Source organism: Clostridium sp. (assembly GCF_051278035.1).
Taxonomy (GTDB): domain Bacteria; phylum Bacillota; class Clostridia; order Clostridiales; family Clostridiaceae; genus Clostridium_AD.
The window spans coordinates 20,357-36,348 of record NZ_JBNMNU010000018.1 but is presented as its reverse complement, the minus strand read 5'-3'; the positions used below and the strand labels follow the sequence as shown (position 1 = coordinate 36,348).

At 28.8% G+C, this 15,992-nt stretch carries 22 protein-coding genes and 1 pseudogene; 21 read left to right on the top strand and 2 right to left on the bottom strand.

The window, feature by feature from the left end; all coding sequences use genetic code 11:
* The first annotated feature begins 240 nt into the window (after positions 1-240).
* The 18 genes from ACJAX4_RS04575 (at position 241) to ACJAX4_RS04490 (ending at position 11,070) form a co-directional block, all read left to right on the top strand.
* Positions 241-696, top strand: a complete 456-nt coding sequence (locus ACJAX4_RS04575) for a GNAT family N-acetyltransferase (protein ID WP_435788278.1) — start codon at positions 241-243, stop codon at positions 694-696.
* 113 nt (positions 697-809) lie between these two features.
* On the top strand, positions 810-1,337 hold the full coding sequence (locus ACJAX4_RS04570; RefSeq protein WP_435788277.1) for a GNAT family N-acetyltransferase: 528 nt from the start codon (positions 810-812) through the stop codon (positions 1,335-1,337).
* A 190-nt stretch (positions 1,338-1,527) separates the two neighbouring features.
* Positions 1,528-1,902 carry a DUF4440 domain-containing protein gene (locus ACJAX4_RS04565; protein ID WP_435788276.1) on the top strand — a complete coding sequence of 125 codons (375 nt, stop codon included), beginning with the start codon at positions 1,528-1,530 and terminating at the stop codon, positions 1,900-1,902.
* Positions 1,903-1,961: 59 nt separating this feature from the next.
* On the top strand, positions 1,962-2,432 hold the full coding sequence (locus tag ACJAX4_RS04560) for a GNAT family N-acetyltransferase (RefSeq protein WP_435788275.1): 471 nt from the start codon (positions 1,962-1,964) through the stop codon (positions 2,430-2,432).
* 28 nt (positions 2,433-2,460) lie between these two features.
* Positions 2,461-2,907, top strand: a complete 447-nt coding sequence (locus ACJAX4_RS04555) for a hypothetical protein (RefSeq protein WP_435788274.1) — start codon at positions 2,461-2,463, stop codon at positions 2,905-2,907.
* Positions 2,908-2,968: 61 nt separating this feature from the next.
* Positions 2,969-3,538: a GNAT family N-acetyltransferase gene (locus ACJAX4_RS04550; protein WP_435788273.1), complete on the top strand. Its 570-nt coding sequence runs from the start codon at positions 2,969-2,971 to the stop codon at positions 3,536-3,538.
* Positions 3,539-3,563: 25 nt separating this feature from the next.
* Positions 3,564-3,767: a hypothetical protein gene (locus tag ACJAX4_RS04545; RefSeq protein ID WP_435788272.1), complete on the top strand. Its 204-nt coding sequence runs from the start codon at positions 3,564-3,566 to the stop codon at positions 3,765-3,767.
* 158 nt (positions 3,768-3,925) lie between these two features.
* Complete coding sequence (locus tag ACJAX4_RS04540; RefSeq protein WP_435788271.1) at positions 3,926-4,405, top strand: ASCH domain-containing protein; 480 nt, start codon at positions 3,926-3,928, stop codon at positions 4,403-4,405.
* Positions 4,406-4,465: 60 nt separating this feature from the next.
* Positions 4,466-4,906: a hypothetical protein gene (locus ACJAX4_RS04535; RefSeq protein ID WP_435788270.1), complete on the top strand. Its 441-nt coding sequence runs from the start codon at positions 4,466-4,468 to the stop codon at positions 4,904-4,906.
* Between the two features lie 65 nt (positions 4,907-4,971).
* On the top strand, positions 4,972-5,118 hold the full coding sequence (locus tag ACJAX4_RS04530) for a hypothetical protein (protein ID WP_435788269.1): 147 nt from the start codon (positions 4,972-4,974) through the stop codon (positions 5,116-5,118).
* Positions 5,119-5,517: 399 nt separating this feature from the next.
* On the top strand, positions 5,518-5,781 hold the full coding sequence (locus tag ACJAX4_RS04525; RefSeq protein WP_435788268.1) for a hypothetical protein: 264 nt from the start codon (positions 5,518-5,520) through the stop codon (positions 5,779-5,781).
* Between the two features lie 576 nt (positions 5,782-6,357).
* Entirely contained in the window at positions 6,358-6,828 is a 471-nt protein-coding gene (locus ACJAX4_RS04520; RefSeq protein WP_435788267.1) for a GNAT family N-acetyltransferase, read from the top strand.
* A gap of 48 nt (positions 6,829-6,876) precedes the next feature.
* On the top strand, positions 6,877-8,088 hold the full coding sequence (locus ACJAX4_RS04515) for a hypothetical protein (RefSeq protein WP_435788266.1): 1,212 nt from the start codon (positions 6,877-6,879) through the stop codon (positions 8,086-8,088).
* 257 nt (positions 8,089-8,345) lie between these two features.
* Positions 8,346-9,251 (top strand): HNH endonuclease, encoded by a 906-nt coding sequence (locus tag ACJAX4_RS04510; protein ID WP_435788265.1) that lies wholly within the window; start codon positions 8,346-8,348, stop codon positions 9,249-9,251.
* 442 nt (positions 9,252-9,693) lie between these two features.
* Positions 9,694-9,930 carry a helix-turn-helix domain-containing protein gene (locus ACJAX4_RS04505; protein ID WP_435788264.1) on the top strand — a complete coding sequence of 79 codons (237 nt, stop codon included), beginning with the start codon at positions 9,694-9,696 and terminating at the stop codon, positions 9,928-9,930.
* A 214-nt stretch (positions 9,931-10,144) separates the two neighbouring features.
* Positions 10,145-10,447 (top strand): hypothetical protein, encoded by a 303-nt coding sequence (locus ACJAX4_RS04500; protein WP_435788263.1) that lies wholly within the window; start codon positions 10,145-10,147, stop codon positions 10,445-10,447.
* Between the two features lie 214 nt (positions 10,448-10,661).
* Positions 10,662-10,823 carry a YvrJ family protein gene (locus tag ACJAX4_RS04495; RefSeq protein ID WP_435788262.1) on the top strand — a complete coding sequence of 54 codons (162 nt, stop codon included), beginning with the start codon at positions 10,662-10,664 and terminating at the stop codon, positions 10,821-10,823.
* Between the two features lie 73 nt (positions 10,824-10,896).
* Entirely contained in the window at positions 10,897-11,070 is a 174-nt protein-coding gene (locus tag ACJAX4_RS04490; RefSeq protein WP_435788261.1) for a hypothetical protein, read from the top strand.
* Between the two features lie 358 nt (positions 11,071-11,428).
* On the opposite strand, the gene ACJAX4_RS04485 is transcribed toward ACJAX4_RS04490, so the two are convergent.
* The gene (locus ACJAX4_RS04485; RefSeq protein WP_435788260.1) at positions 11,429-11,602 is read right to left on the bottom strand and encodes a hypothetical protein; all 174 of its coding nucleotides are present in this window, start codon (positions 11,600-11,602) and stop codon (positions 11,429-11,431) included.
* 183 nt (positions 11,603-11,785) lie between these two features.
* Positions 11,786-11,917, bottom strand: a pseudogene (locus ACJAX4_RS04480) (IS1595 family transposase); the annotation flags it as partial.
* Between the two features lie 750 nt (positions 11,918-12,667).
* Between ACJAX4_RS04480 and ACJAX4_RS04475 the strand changes: the two are divergent.
* From ACJAX4_RS04475 to yjeM, 3 genes are all read left to right on the top strand, one after another.
* The gene (locus ACJAX4_RS04475; protein WP_435788259.1) at positions 12,668-13,873 is read left to right on the top strand and encodes a hypothetical protein; all 1,206 of its coding nucleotides are present in this window, start codon (positions 12,668-12,670) and stop codon (positions 13,871-13,873) included.
* A 38-nt stretch (positions 13,874-13,911) separates the two neighbouring features.
* Positions 13,912-14,094 carry a hypothetical protein gene (locus ACJAX4_RS04470; RefSeq protein ID WP_435788258.1) on the top strand — a complete coding sequence of 61 codons (183 nt, stop codon included), beginning with the start codon at positions 13,912-13,914 and terminating at the stop codon, positions 14,092-14,094.
* Between the two features lie 97 nt (positions 14,095-14,191).
* Entirely contained in the window at positions 14,192-15,706 is a 1,515-nt protein-coding gene (yjeM, locus tag ACJAX4_RS04465) for a glutamate/gamma-aminobutyrate family transporter YjeM (protein WP_435788257.1), read from the top strand.
* Positions 15,707-15,992: the final 286 nt, after the last annotated feature.

Here is a 15,992-nt window from a genome sequence, read left to right as displayed (position 1 = left end):
AAAGTTTTAATAACCTGCAATAAAATAAATGTTGTATCAGCCAAAGTTATTCAAAACAACAATGGAATATTAGAAAATGAGGTTTTTAGTGAGACTTTTTCTGAAATTACTCAACGATATTGGATTAACTTATAAATCACCCATAATCACAATTTAGATTTAATACGTACTTTTCTTAAAATTTGTCACAATTTAAATTAATGGTATTACACAAAGTTTATAGCGGGGGTGAAGACAAGAGTGAACATACGGAGTGCTAAAGTAGATGAATATGAGATTCTAACAAAAATTGCTATAGAATCAGAATCATATTGGAATTATGATTCTGAGCACATAGAAAAATTTAAATCTTTTTATAGAGTAACTGAAGAATTTATAAGTAATAATTCAACTTTTGTTATAGAAAAGGATGGAAATATAGTCGGATTTTATGGTTTTATAAGTGAAAATAATGAACCTTCTTTAGAATATTTATATATTGACCCTCAATATATAAATAAAGGATATGGGAAATTATTATGGAAACATATGGTTGAAAACTGTAAAAAAAATAATATTAAAGAATTTTCGATTGTAACAAGCCCACAAGCAAAAGAATTTTATACGAAAATGGGGGCTTTACAGGTTGGTGAAATTGAATCACTTGTCAAAAGGGGACGTAAAATTCCGCTATTAACTTATACACTGGAAAAATGATCTAATTTACAATATTCTTATCATGTGTCACAACCGATGGTATCTATAGTTCACAATTTTCTTGAATCGTGAACTATAGATTATATATAACATAGTTAAAGGAGTATATAGGTATGAAAACACCAATATTAGAAACAGATAGATTAATTTTGCGACCCTTTCGCCTGGAAGATACACAGGAAGTATTTGAGTGTTGGGAAAGCGACCCTGATGTTGCAAAATATATGTTTTGGACCAATCATAATGATATAAACAAAACTCTTGGTTGGATAAAAAAAGAATTAAGCAAAATAGATGCTGATGATTGGTACAGATGGGCAATTTTATCGAAGCAAACGAGAGAATTGATTGGAACTGGATTAATCTATGTTGAAGAAGAGCATGGAAAATTTGAAATAGCGTATAATTTGGGTAAAAAAGCGTGGGGATTAGGGTACACAACAGAAGCAATGCAGGAAGTAATAAAATTTGCCAAAGAAGAATTGGGAATCAAAGAAATAATTGGAAGACATGCAAAAGAAAATCCTGCTTCTGGTAAAGTAATGGAAAAATTAGGATTTACATATATTAAGGACATACCGTATGAATGTAATAGGGGGAAAAAATTATATGAGGGTAAGGAGTACATTTTAAAATTATAGGAAAATATTTTTATTTAGTTACTAAGAATAATCTTTAGCTGAGAAAGGGCCAGTATAGCAAATACAATTTGGTAAGTAATAATATGATAAGGGATGAATTTAGATTATTATGAAGGCGAATAAATATTTATATTCTCAATGAATCAGTATAGGGAAATTTTCATGGGACTGATAAGGGGGGATTACAAAAATGGGATGGATTGAAAAACATATATTTGAACTGGAAAATGAGTTGTTAAAGACCGAAACAAGGCAATCAGCAGAAAAAATAAGTGAATTACTGTCAGATGATTTTATTGAATTTTGTAGTTCGGGAAACATATACAAATATAATAAAGGTGATGTTTTTGATGAAAATATTAATTTGCCAGAAATAAAGTGGGAGCTAAGACAATTCACAACTAAACAACTGTCAAATGAATGTATAATGGCAACATATAAGGTAATAAAGCATATTCATTTAAACGAGATCATGGAATATTCACTTCGTAGTTCAATATGGAAATGTATTGATGGCAAATGGAAAATGATCTTTCATCAAGGTACAATTGCATCTGAAATCTAAGAAGTGGTTAGATAGTATTATTTAATAATTAAACTCAGAATAAGAGTGAGGTATGAGAAATGTTTTATGAATTTATTCCTATGAATAAAGAATATGCGAATACAATTGCATATGAGTGGAAATATGATAGAATTTACTCGTTTTATGATATGACAGCTGATGAAGATGATCTAAGAGAGTTTCTTAATGAAGAGAGTTGGGACGGGAATCAGTATGCAGTATTAAATGATAAAAATATGTTAATAGGCTTTTTTTCAATCTACTTTGAAGATGAAGTTATGTGGATAGGTTTCGGACTTAAGCCTGAATTAACAGGAAGGAGTCTTGGCTTAGAATTTGTGAATACTGGTATTGAATTTGTAATTGAAAAACTTAGTTATAAAAAGAATTATATTATGTTAGCGGTAGCCTCATTTAATAAGCGAGCAATTAGAGTTTATGAAAAGATAGGATTTCAACATGTGGAAAAGTATATACAAAGAACAAATGGAGCGGAATTTGAATTTGTAAAAATGAAGAAATACATATAATGAACTTCAATAAAAGGGGAGCATAATCATGAGGAAACACTTAACAATTTTAGGTGTCATATCACTTTTAGTGATTATTGGTTTTATTTATTCAATGCAAGGCGATCAAGTAGAAGTTGGAACGCAGGTGATTAAGACAAGGACAGAAAAGGATGTATTATCTTTTTTAAATAACAGGAAATATCAGGTAATAGAATTTAATGATAAAGGATATTTTAAATATAAACTAACAGAAGAAAGGTTAATGAAAGATCCAACCTCAAAGATATGGTCTTTCAAAAAAAATGCAGAAAGCTACATAGGGAGACATATAGAAGAACATTACGCAGTTGTAACAAATCATCCTTTACAAACTATATATCCAGATGAAAGAATAAACCTAATAATATTGAAATCCCAAGGTGAAATTATTGGAGGAATATCTTATTGTGAATTTAACACCGTTTATAATTTAGATGGTAGTACTATAAAATAACGCATAAAATGTGGAATGTTCATATACTGTGAAACAACTACAATACACGAGGGGGAAGAGTATGATTGAGGGGAAATATGTTTTTATAAGACAACTTGAATTAGGCGATGAAGAATATTTATATAAGTGGTGGAATGATGGAGATATGATGGGACACGCTACGCATGCCTTTGGAACATTACAAAGCAAAGAAGCAATACGTATCAATATCCTAAAGGAAATTGAAGATTCTAATATTTTCCCCGATAGAAAAAGATTTATAATATGTAAAAGGGAAGGTAGTAAACCTATTGGAGAGATGAATTATTGTGATTGGGACTCACGAAATCAAAAGTGTGAATTTGGAATAAAGATTTGTGAAATTGATGAACAAGGAAAAGGCTATGGAAAAGATGCACTATTTCATTTTGTAGACTTTTTATTTAAATTTTTGAATTTGAATAAAATTGAACTCACTACGATGTTTGACAATAAGAAAGCACAGAGCCTTTATAAAAAAATGGGATTTGAAGAAATAGGGGTAATTAGACAAGGATATTTTGATAGTAGAATAGGTGATTTTCAAGATGTCATATACATGGACTTATTAAAAAGTGATTGGCTAAGTCTTAAAGATAGTACTAAATCATAATAGATGTTATATGGAGGTTTAGAAAATGAAAAGAATATGTAATCAATGCCAGGCTGAAATGATAGATGATTGCAGTGTTAATGTTGAACTGAGTATGTATGGAATTATGATTAAGAAGAAACGTAAAGGACTTTTTAATAGTGTGTCTGCCAAACCTAAAGCAGGAGTTTGCCATAATTGTGCTTGTGTGGTTTTCTATGTAGATGAATATAAGGAATTTGCAAAGTAACCATAAATAATGGTGGCAAGGCTAAGTAGTGGTTAATTTAATGTTTTATTATAAAGGTTACATTATTTTACTAAACACAAAAAGAGTAGGAAAAGAAGGGAAGTGAATATTTAGAGGGGTCGTGTACTTATAATACACTTTCTCACTAAAGATATCTTATGGGAATGACCAATGAGACGATTGACAAAATGTGGTTAGATTATTTAATGGTAATTGGTGAAAACAAGGAAATTACAAAGAAAACATATACTTCATGGTGCTTTGGTGGTACGAACGATGAGTCTAACGAATTAATTGAACTTGTTTTAAGTGGAGAAAAAGAAGCTACTACATCACTATACTATTGGTATGATATTGAGGGTGAAAGTTTGCCAACTATTGGAGATTTAGGTATAGTAACAGACCCAAGTGATATAGCAAAATGTATTATTGAAACTAAAAATGTTATTGTTATGCCATTTTGTGATGTGAAAGAAGAATTCGCATTTAAAGAAGGTGAAGGAGACAAATCATTAGAATATTGGAAAACGGTGCATGTTAATTTTTTTGGAAACGAATTAAAAGAGGTAAACAAAAATTTTACAGAAGATATGTCCGTTGTTTGTGAGGAATTTGAAGTCGTCTATAGAGTAGTTTAGTTATTATAAAAAGCTACATATATATCTTAGAAGATAATAAATTAAAAGGGGGTAATAAGTTTGAAAACTAATAAAATCTTCATTGTCTTTATTTCAATATTTTTAGTTCTAATAGTAGGTTGTACAAATGGGATTAAAAATGAGGGAAATAAAATCGTAGTTGAAAAACGTGTTAGTAAAGTTAGTGAATCAGATAAATATGAATATTATAATGAAGTCAAGGATAACAATGAAGTACAAAATATCAAAGATATTCTTAATAGCATTAGTTGGGAAAATATAAAAGTAGATATGGTATCGCCACCTCACTATAAATTCCACTTTGAGGATACTACCGAAAAACAGGAATTAAATGGGTTAATTTATGACCTATGGATAAGTCCAGATGAAGGTAGAATAGAACTTGTTATAGATAGTAAAAGTAAGTATGTACATTTAGATAAAGCAAAGTCAGCAGAATTATTTAAGCTTATTACAGGTAAGAAGTTGGATGAAGTTTAACAACTCATTGTAATCAAGCATTTTTTCATAAGGTGAATCAATAAGAAAAATGGGGGTGTATTGAGATGAAAAAATATGAATATAAATGTGTTTGCATTATAGGTGGAGGTGAAAAGACATCAAGGATACTTAATGAATATGGGCAACAGAGTTGGGAATTAGTATGCACTTGGTATGTTTGGCATTATTTTAAAAGAGAAATACAGAATTAGTTTACTTGAGAATATTGTTAAATAGTTATTGACGAATTAAGAAAGCTATATAATAACATGAATTATAAAGAGGAATTTCTTATGAAGAAGTAAATTCAGTTTAGAAAATACAAATAAAATTTAAAGGAGAAGAATAATCCAATGAGTAATCCAAACGGTTTATTTGGGGCTATTGGTTTCATTTCTATTATTGAGTCTATACTTAGAATGATGACTTATATTGCAGTTATTAGTGTATCATTCAAGGGTATTTAAGCACTCAACACATATATAAATAACAGTTCAACATAGCCTTAACGATACACAATATTCGTAAATAGTGCGTCAATCGTACTTCTGCGACAGTGGGTAGGTGAAGAATCGTAGAATATTAAGGACTAAAAGGGGGGTGATATTGTTATGGATTATGGTACAATTTTATTTTTTATTATCATAGGTATATATTTTATAATTAAGTTTAGTAAAGATAAAAAGGGTTCTAATTTACTTATAGTTTTGATGGCTATTACAGGAATTTTTTACAGAAAAACTTTTGGCATATATAGCAATGTAGGTAAAACAGCACAAATAATCGTTAATATAATTTATTGGACTTCTTTATTGATTTTACTGGTAATTTATTTAATTAATGAAAAGAGTAAGAGAAAAAAACCAAACCAATAGCCTTTGAAGTTAATGGACAAAGGAGATAAAAACATTTGATATATATAGCCGTTAGGACATAATATTCCCCCATAATACATCAATCGTAATTTTGCGATAGTTGAACTATAGTAAATTATTATGTAAAGAGGGAAAAGGAGGTTATTCAATTGAGCAATGACAAAAGGAAACACTATAATAATAATTTTAACCTATCTATTTACTACTTTTATTACACAACCTATTAACTCAACTCTTGGAATGGCAAGTTATAATCCATTTGTTGATGGATTCAATATCAAACTATTGATAAGCTTGGGGTTATGGATTGTAATATCTTTAATTGTTTATTTTGTTTTAAGCAGATTTCTTTTTAAGGAAACGACTAAAAAAGATAATTAATAGATTTTACAGCAATCAATTAACTAAGCATTTTTCTAATATGACGTAATAAAAATGAATAAATTATTTTGGAAAAAACAGTTTTATTTAATCTTTCAATTGTGTTACTTTTAATCCATATTTATAATTTTATTATGAGTTCAATTAAATTATTAAGAAAAGACGAAAGTAAATATTTATTTAAGGAGGATAATTATGATAGAACTACGAAAAATCACAGATGATAATTTTGATGAATGTATTAAATTAGAACCAAATGAAGATCAAAAAAGTTATGTTGCAAGTAATATTCGCAGTCTTGCACAAGCGTATGTTGCTTTAACAAATAATGAGTGCATTCCTATGCCTTATGCCATCTATGATAATGATATCATGGTAGGATTTATAATGTTATCATTTAATGAAGCGGATGAGAATGATGATGAAAATGCTTATTGGGTGTGGAGATTAATGATTGACAAAAGATATCAGGGCAAAGGTTATGGTAAGGAAACTATGGCAAAGGCACTTGAATTGATTAGGACATTACCGTATGGAAAATCCTCGGTAGTTTTCCTTTCTTATGAACCAGAAAATATCGTAGCAAAGGCACTTTACGCATCTTTTGATTTTGTGGAAACAGGTAAAATTGAATATGGTGAATTGGTTGCAAAACTGGATTTGTAGAAATAACAATTGAAAATAATGTAAATTCATTATAAGGGGTGAATTTCAGTGACTACAAAGATCAATGAAAATGATTTATATAGTTTATCATCAGTAGAAGTTTACAAAATTGTATTAAGTGGCGGAACTAATAGATTTCCTAAAGGATTTTGGACTGGTGCAAGTTCGAAACAAAATGCAATTGATGTTACTAAATATTTGATAGATGATTTTTTAAAACTATCAGATGATGATTTAATGGGAAGCTCAATGAGCAAAATATTCATGAAAAATAAGCTTGGTGGAATGCTTTCTATGATATACAGTAGTTCTTCATATGAAGCTATTAATTCCTCCTACCCAGGTAAAATTAAGCCTTGGCAACTCGCAACGCCAAGTAGTTACTGGACAATTAAAACAGGTATTGAAGCTACTAAGTGGTTACTTGAAGAAAAATTAAAGTGGTCGGATGAAGAAATTAAAGAAAAATGGTGTGGTAAAATACTTAAAGAAAATAAATTAGGTGGAATGAGAAATGTTGTTTACAATGCTTCTCCATATAATTGTATCAATTCCGCCTACCCCGACAAATTTAAACCATGGGAATTTAAAAAAGTACCAAAAAACTTTTGGTCAAAAGAAACTGGAATAGAAGCTACTAAGTGGCTTATAGAAGAAAAACTTAAATGGTCAGATGATGACGTTAAGGCTCAATTAAGTGGTTATACTTTTAATGATAATGGGTTGGCTGTAATGGTGAGTATAGTTTTTCACAACTCCACGTATAGTGCTATTAATGCGGTGTACCCCAACAAGTTTAAAGCTTGGGAGTTCAATTATACAGCTACCAATTATTGGACAATAGAGACTGGGATAGAAGCCACTAAATGGCTCATAGAAGAAAAACTTAAGTGGACAGATGAAGAGATAACAAAAAATATAAATGTAAATATCTTTATAGAAAATAAACTATATAATATGTTGTTTCTTATATATAATAGGTCTTCTTTTGACGCAATAAATTCTGCATATCCTGGAAGATTTAAACCTTGGGAGTTAAGATATACACCTACGCAATATTGGAATACTGAAACAGGAATACAAGCTACTAAATGGTTAGTTGAAGAAAAACTCAAATGTTTAAAAGATGATATCATAATTAAAGTAACCCGTAACATGTTTCTTAAAAATGGATTGTGGGGAATGCTTACGTGTTGTTATGAAAAATCATACAAACAAGCTCTTAAAACTGCATATCCAGAATTAGAAATAGATGTTTAAGACACCCACTTAAATCCTAAAATCTTGCTTGATAGAGGAATAATATATGCTAAATCTTTACTTAATTATATATAAGGAGTGGGGGTTTAATTCATTACTGGGGAGGGAGGAGAGGCATTACCTGGTTGAGTTTTGATTACCTTAACTATATATAGTTTCCCATTATTAATATATTTTGGTATAATTATTAGTATAAGAATAATTTCAAGATAACTAATATGATTAAAAAAATGAAGCAGTTTAAAGGAGAATTAATTATGAAGATAGCAATACAAATAAAAATAGATAAGAACAATAAAGATAAAAACAATCCATCATATGATATAATAAAAGCTTTTTCAGAACATGATGTTTTGCCTTGGGGAAAGGAACGAGCAAGCTATAAAAATCTTAAAAAAGGTGATGATGTCTACATTGCCTTATCCAAACCTTATAACAATCAAATTATGTATAAGTGTCTTATAGTAGACGACAATGCTGATTCCAGTACTATTGACGATAGCGAATATGTCTATCCTCCTTTAACCAAAGAAGAAAAGATAAAGAATAGTATTGGTGCATGTCTTTTGTTTAAAAAGATTAAGTGCATTAATGATGAAAGATTATGTATGGCAAATTTAAAAAATATAGGTATTTCAAATGTAACATATATTCATGGCTCAATAAAAAATGAGAATAAAAATAATATTCCCATGTTTGAGTATATAGATAAAATATTTGATGAAGAATTAGAAATAACCACAGAATTTAAAGACATTGTTAAAGAGAGTGAAGGTATTTCTAAGAAATATAGAGATGAGTATATAAAAATAAGAATTGGCCAAGGAAAATTTAGAGAAGCTCTTATAGAAAAACATGGTTGTAAGTGTGCAATATGTGGATTAGATATAAAAGAATTATTAATAGCAAGTCATATAAAAGAATATTCTAAATGTGAAAAAAACGAACATATTGATTCGAAAAATGGACTATTGCTGTGTGCCAATCACGATAAATTATTTGATAAACATTTAATAAGCTTTTATAATAATGGCAAAATAGTTGTTTCCCCTACTATAAACCATGATAATTATATCAAATTAAATATTAATGAAAAGATTACTATAGATATAGATTTATTTAAAGAGGAATTCATGAGGTTTCATAGAGATCAGTTAGTGTAACTTTCATTATTATTTTTTAAAAGAATAGCGGTCTTACTGTTTACTCATGGGTTTTTAGTTTTTTGTTTGGGAGTATGGTTAGGATAAGAAAAAGGATAGGCATTACTCGGTTTAGTTTTTTGCTTATCCTTTGGTGTTAGTGGATATTTCTTATATACTCAATATGGATAGGTAAATCTTCACTAAATTAAATAAAGAAAACTATTAAATCTTTAGGAAAAATAATATGGCTTAGTTTTAGATTTAATAGGTTGTGAAAAGTTTTACGAAATATACATAAATATAATCAGCCAATTAATAATAGTCCCCTGCGTCATTGACAATAGTATGCTATAATTAACATAATAAATGTTCGAAAACTGCTACAGTCCTTTTAATTAGCTTAAAAAAAAATATGAATAAGTTGTGATTTTCACAACTTTACATATTAAAGGGTGATTAGATGGAAGAAGATATTAAGAATATGTTAGGACCCGCTATCAAATTTTATAGAAAAAGAATGGGAATTACCCAACAAGAGTTCACCGTACTTGTATACAGCAGGGGAATAAAGATAGATAGACCTATGTTAACCAGAATTGAAAATCAGACAAGAGGACTTCATGACCTTGAAATTTTTGCAATCTGTAATATTTTAGAAGTAGATTCTAATGACTTATTTAATTATGTATCCGAATAGAAATAAAATTTCTATTCGGATTTTTTTCTTTTGCTACTATTTAGAGTGGGCATTAATGTAATAAAGGACTATAAAAAAATGTAGATGTCTTGGATAACTACTCAGAGTTTATGTTTATTTAAAGACTTCTACTGCATACAACCAATATTTTTACTGAATTTATTTAAACTTAATATAATGAATAATATAGGACTATATTATGGAGGTAAAAAAATTGAGATTAAATGAAATTGAAAATTTATTGAATGAAGTTGTGAGGTTTAATTACAAACAAACATTATTAGAAGAATATGATTTACAAGAGCTAAGCACTAACTTTATTAAACTTATAAGCTTGAAGAATGAGTTTTTACTATTAAATATGAAAAACTATAGTGCGTATGACATTGAGACAGTAAGATTCAAATTAGTAGAATGTATTATGAATACTAAAATTTCAATTAAAGAATTTAAGGGGATAAATGCTCTGAATGAAATAGAAGAACTTAAAAATCTATATTTGATGATAAATGACTAATGTGAATTTTAAAAGTATGGTAATAATTTTTAATAAATGGATGTGTAGAAAAATAAGAAATTACCCGATAAATGATAGGTATCAACAATTTATTCGCAATTATTATTAAGAATGGCTAAAGGGTAAATCACACCGCTTATAAATAAAGAAATAGCAACATCTTATAAGCGTGAAAAGTCATTATGGGTATTAAAAGTGAGGGGAGGAATGCAGCATGTATGATGCATTTGTTAAACTGGTTAATACAGTTGGCTTCCCTATAGGTGTGAGCATATATCTCTTAGTTAAATTTGATAAGAAAATTGAGGATCTCAATAAATCTATTTGTAATTTAACAGCAGTTATATCCACCGTTATAGGAAAATCTCAAAAATAAGAATACCAAATTTGGTATTCTTATTTTTTATCTTTAAAAAAACCGCAATGAAATCTAAAGGAGGGAAAAGGATATGCATAAATTAGTTATGAGATTTTTACAGATACAGAAGTTGATGATTCATGAGAGCAAGCATTGCCAAGTACATTTATCTACAAATCCATCACTAGCTGCTCCAGTCCTCCATTGTATTTGTTATAGGATAGTAGAGCTCCTGGGATCAGGCCTTTTATTATTTGGTTCTTGATTTAACCAGTACAATTATAAATATGACGATTGTTATAACACATAGTATTCCGAACAAAAACATTAAATTGTCAAACATTCCATTAGATATTTTTTTTCTTAATGAAACTGTAAATAACATAATGGCTATTATAATGATAAGTATTATATTAAAAAGGAAAATTATTTTAGATTTCATTTTATTACTCCTTTATATTTGGCTATATTAGACAATATTGAGGAAAAAAGAATATAAAATGGACTTGTCGTAAAAAGACAAGCCCATAAACTTTTCCAAAACTATTAAAGTATCGTAAATTTATGATTGATGAACTATACAAGAATGTTGTGTCATAACCGAAAACCATATTACTCTTATTTTATGATATTATCATCAATGAACAATCCTCTAATAACCATAATAATCCAAGTAGTAGTGATATTATGCCTGGTATAGTCAAAAATAACCAGTCAGCCATGTTTGCTAAAAGAATGCAACAAATAGTGAAAATTAAAAAACCAATTCCACCTAAGATGATTTTGATTGATTTCATCTTCCCCCTCCTCCAATAACAAATTATATTAATGTAGCAATTAAATACAAGTATTTACTAAATTATAGATGAATTATACACTAATAATAACATAAATTTCAAGTATAAGGGATTAAATCATCTAAGAATTGGTCTCTACCTTTATAATTAGAAATTCTGGTATCTACGAAGTTAGTTGTACTATGAATTATAGTGTTTTCTCATAATACGTTTATGGTCTAAATTAAGATTTCTACCAAACCTAATATAACTTTTATGGCTGTCTGTACAAATAATAGAATTATGGTCTATATGACCATAATAAAGTCTTTCAAGTTACTCTTCTCATCAATTCTTCCTGTGCTATTAGAATAGCATATCCCCTAGATTCCTCTATGAAATAAACTTTAACTATATTAACTCACAGCCGCAGGTAATATTATGAATTATTTATGGAATTATTGTCTTTATTTTTTTGTGATTTATAGATTTCAATATTACTAAAAAAAACACCAATAGCACAAAATAATATAATACCTGCAGTCCTACTTGGTATTCCTTTAATCTTTGTATGTACAAACGCTAGGAAGGCAATAACAATTGCAATCCCAAAAAGAATTACTCATATTTTTGCACTTTTCGTATTGTATTTCATATTAATTTCCCCCTCATTACACAGTTTTTTACTACTGTGTTCTTATTAAATTATATACAATATTAATACAATTTACAAATATTTAGTATGATTATAAATATTACTACTTTCTATTTTATTAGCACAAAGCTATACAATCTACTAATATTCCTAATCTTTATATTAATGATATATTATGGTATAATTAATATGAAATATGGGCTGCTTTGGATAAGTTATCATAAATTTTTAAGGGAGGAGATATTTCATTAGGTTTTACATGTAAAAGTAGATTTTGTAGTAAATTTAAAAATAGCTATTTGATATACTGATAAAATGGGGGGATTAATATAAAAATTAAAGATTCAAGTAAAAAGATAATTATTATTGTTATATATGTTATATTAGCTTTCATTTTTATAAGATTCATTAAACCTTGGCTTAATTATTCAATGGATTTCCAAAGTAGAATGTCTCGTGATTTTAACGATTTTGGAACGGAGTTAGAAAGTTTTAATGACCAAATATCAAGAACTTTGAAAATAGATACTTATAATAAAGAAAAGGATTTTATAAATAGAGAAATTGTGTCTAATTATTTTTCGTCAAGTATTTATGCAGGACATTATAGTAAGGGACCATATATGTATGAATATCTGACATTTTTAAAGTTTGATGCAAATGATGTAATCAAAAATATATTATCAGATGAATTAATAAGCCCATCTGAGAAGAAATATTTAGAAAGCTTATATTCTTATAATGATGAGTTAATAAAGGAATACAAAAATATAGTAGGAAACGCATATAAGAACTATGATTTTGATAAACAAACGAAATTAGCAAAAAACATAGTAAAAATATATAGTAATTATTCTGAAAAATCAGAGAATCTATTAAATACGGAAAAATATAGTTTTATGAAGGAGTACGAAGGTGATTCTAGCTTTAAAGATATTAATGAAGTAGATTATGAAAATGCAAAAAAGTATTGTGAAGAAGTTTTTTCGAAATTATTTAAAAGTACACCTTTACAGGAAGATAATAGTTTGAAAATAAATTCAGACACGTATACATTTTTTAAAACTAGTCCGTCATCAACATTTATTTCTGTGGACGATGAGTCAGATTACAGCGTAGAATTTAATAAAAAAACAAAAGAAGTAACAATAGGTGGTGGTAGCTTCTCAGTGCCAGATTATGGACACACAGAGCAGGATTTAAATAATACAGCAAAGAAAATAATATCAAAATTTAGTGATAATATAATTAGATACGATAAAAAAATTAATTATGAAAAAGATACTAAAATCAGTAGCATTGAATATTCATATATTGAAGAAGTAGATGGTATATATGATGAAATGAAAAAAATAGAAATATGCTTAGAACGTAAAGCACTAATAAGTAGATTTAAAATAGTGTATCCTTATGATGAGAAGATAATTGCACCAACAATAAGTAAAGAAGAGATATTAAAGAAAATACAACCGGGTTCCGATATAACAGATGTACTCACAATAAGAAATATAGAAGGTAAAACAGAATATGAAGTACATCTAAAATATAAAGATACAATATATGCAGCTATATTTGATGGACAAAAGGGTGACCTTAAATATTATGGAAGAGAGACAAGGAATTATAAATCCCAATAATCCAAACTATTATACTGAATTTATAGAATTTTGATATTGTGTTAGTGGAATTATTCGAAAAAAATTCTATAGATGGTGTATCAAGTGAAGAAGAACTTAGTAGTTCTTCTTCACTTCTTTATCGTGTGTTAAAAAAGAAATTGATTGAAAATGACTTTAAGCAGAATGCTCCCTATGATAATTTTGATATTGATATATATAAAGCAAGGATATCAATTTGATGAAATAAGACCAATAATCATCATTAAAAACTTACATAAATTATTAGTATAAAATAAATACTACCTGAGTATGATTACTGTTTAAGGAGGAAGAATTATGCCAGAAAAAATTAAAAAAACTAAAAAATTAACTTTGGTATCATTAGTATTAATGATTTTTACTTCAGTATATGGATTTAATAACATGCCAAGATCATTCTACATAAGGGGTTATGCTGCTATTCCATGGTACATCTTAGCAGGACTCGCATTCTTTATTCCTTTTGCTTTCATGATGGCTGAGTTTGGTACGGCTTTCAAGGACGAAAAGGGTGGGATATATTCATGGATGTCAATATCAGTAGGACCCAAATATGCTTTTATGGCAACTTTCATGTGGTATGCATCTTATGTAATTTGGATGGTAAATGTAGCATCATCAGTTTGGATTCCAATATCAAATGCCATATTTGGTAAAGATACAACGCAAACTTGGGCTTTGTTTGGTATGACTGAATTAACCGGGCCCAAAACGCTAGGCATACTTGCAGTCCTTTGGATAATATTTGTTACGTATATGTGCACTAAGGGAATAGAGCGTATTAAGAAGTTTACTTCTTTGGGTGGAAGTGCAGTTGTAGCGGCAAACGTACTTTTATTTGTTGGAGCTATATTAGTACTTATAGGAAACCATGGTAAATTAGCTCAGCCAGTAGTTGGAATTAGTTCATTTATAAAATCACCCAATATTGCATCTAGTGGAAGTGTGGTTTCAGCATTTGCATTCATAGTATTTGCTATATTTGCTTATGGTGGTATAGAAATTGTTGGTGGACTAGTAGATGAAACAGAAAATCCAGAAAAGTCATTTCCGAGGGGTATAGTTATTTCAGCAGCAGTTATCTCAATTGGATACTCACTTGGAATATTCCTAGTTGGCGTATTTACTAACTGGGCATTTGTTATGAATATTAAATCTGTTAATTTAGGTAATGCTAGTTATGTAGTAATGGGTAATCTAGGATATGCTCTAGGTCAGGCATTTGGTGCAAGCGATGTAACTTCACTTGCAATGTCACATGGAATAGCTAGATTCTTTGGATTTGCAATGTTCTTAACTTTAGCAGGTGCATTTTTCGCATTAATGTTTTCTCCATTAAAACAAATAATAGAGGGTACTCCACCTAAATTATGGCCTGGTAAAATGGCAAAAATGAAAGACGGAATACCTCAAAACGCTATGTGGGTTCAAGCTGCAGTTGTTTGTGTTATGATTATTCTTATAGCCTTTGGTGGAAATAGTATGAAAAAATTCTTCGTAATATTGGTATCAATGACTAATGTGGCTATGACACTTCCATACGTGTTTATAGCTTATGCTTTCATACCATTTAAGAAAAATAAAGATATTATTAAGCCTTTTGAAATGTTTAAAACTTATAGAAGTGCTGTAATATGGACAGCGATAGTTATGTTCACTGTTGGATTTGCAAATTTCTTCTCAATTCTACAACCGGCACTGGCAGGAGATTTAAAAACAACAATTTGGAGTGTAGCTGGGCCAATATTCTTTGCAGCAGTTGCATGGATAATGTATAACAGGTATGAAAATAAAATGATAAATAAAAATTAAACAAAACAAGCCAATATCTTGAATTTTGATATTGGCTTGTTTTGTAGTTTCTAGAATAAGAAATGCTCCTACTAAGTATTATGATTAATTATCAGAGAATTCAATGTTAATTGTTTCATATTCAATGATTATGGTGTTTGACCCCATTCCAAAGATTGGAAGTGAAACCGTTGACAGAGATGTCGAGGGTTTTTTAGGCTTTACTTTAGGTGGTTTAGGATAACAAAGAGTAATGAATTATAATGGATTTAATGATATAATTAGCATTGTTGTATAAAGATGTAAT

What these genes read in the sequence shown, in the direction of transcription:
- ACJAX4_RS04570 (WP_435788277.1), top strand. Translation starts at nt 810, where the DNA reads ATGAAAACACCAATATTAGAAACAGATAGATTAATTTTGCGACCCTTT.
- ACJAX4_RS04555 (WP_435788274.1), top strand. Translation starts at nt 2,461, where the DNA reads ATGAGGAAACACTTAACAATTTTAGGTGTCATATCACTTTTAGTGATT.
- ACJAX4_RS04475 (WP_435788259.1), top strand. Translation starts at nt 12,668, where the DNA reads ATGGATTTCCAAAGTAGAATGTCTCGTGATTTTAACGATTTTGGAACG.
- ACJAX4_RS04505 (WP_435788264.1), top strand. Translation starts at nt 9,694, where the DNA reads ATGGAAGAAGATATTAAGAATATGTTAGGACCCGCTATCAAATTTTAT.
- ACJAX4_RS04560 (WP_435788275.1), top strand. Translation starts at nt 1,962, where the DNA reads ATGTTTTATGAATTTATTCCTATGAATAAAGAATATGCGAATACAATT.
- yjeM (WP_435788257.1), top strand. Translation starts at nt 14,192, where the DNA reads ATGCCAGAAAAAATTAAAAAAACTAAAAAATTAACTTTGGTATCATTA.
- ACJAX4_RS04510 (WP_435788265.1), top strand. Translation starts at nt 8,346, where the DNA reads ATGAAGATAGCAATACAAATAAAAATAGATAAGAACAATAAAGATAAA.
- ACJAX4_RS04485 (WP_435788260.1), bottom strand. Translation starts at nt 11,602, where the DNA reads ATGAAATCAATCAAAATCATCTTAGGTGGAATTGGTTTTTTAATTTTC.
- ACJAX4_RS04495 (WP_435788262.1), top strand. Translation starts at nt 10,662, where the DNA reads ATGTATGATGCATTTGTTAAACTGGTTAATACAGTTGGCTTCCCTATA.
- ACJAX4_RS04530 (WP_435788269.1), top strand. Translation starts at nt 4,972, where the DNA reads ATGAAAAAATATGAATATAAATGTGTTTGCATTATAGGTGGAGGTGAA.
- ACJAX4_RS04540 (WP_435788271.1), top strand. Translation starts at nt 3,926, where the DNA reads ATGGGAATGACCAATGAGACGATTGACAAAATGTGGTTAGATTATTTA.
- ACJAX4_RS04550 (WP_435788273.1), top strand. Translation starts at nt 2,969, where the DNA reads ATGATTGAGGGGAAATATGTTTTTATAAGACAACTTGAATTAGGCGAT.
- ACJAX4_RS04545 (WP_435788272.1), top strand. Translation starts at nt 3,564, where the DNA reads ATGAAAAGAATATGTAATCAATGCCAGGCTGAAATGATAGATGATTGC.
- ACJAX4_RS04490 (WP_435788261.1), top strand. Translation starts at nt 10,897, where the DNA reads ATGCATAAATTAGTTATGAGATTTTTACAGATACAGAAGTTGATGATT.
- ACJAX4_RS04525 (WP_435788268.1), top strand. Translation starts at nt 5,518, where the DNA reads ATGGATTATGGTACAATTTTATTTTTTATTATCATAGGTATATATTTT.
- ACJAX4_RS04520 (WP_435788267.1), top strand. Translation starts at nt 6,358, where the DNA reads ATGATAGAACTACGAAAAATCACAGATGATAATTTTGATGAATGTATT.
- ACJAX4_RS04565 (WP_435788276.1), top strand. Translation starts at nt 1,528, where the DNA reads ATGGGATGGATTGAAAAACATATATTTGAACTGGAAAATGAGTTGTTA.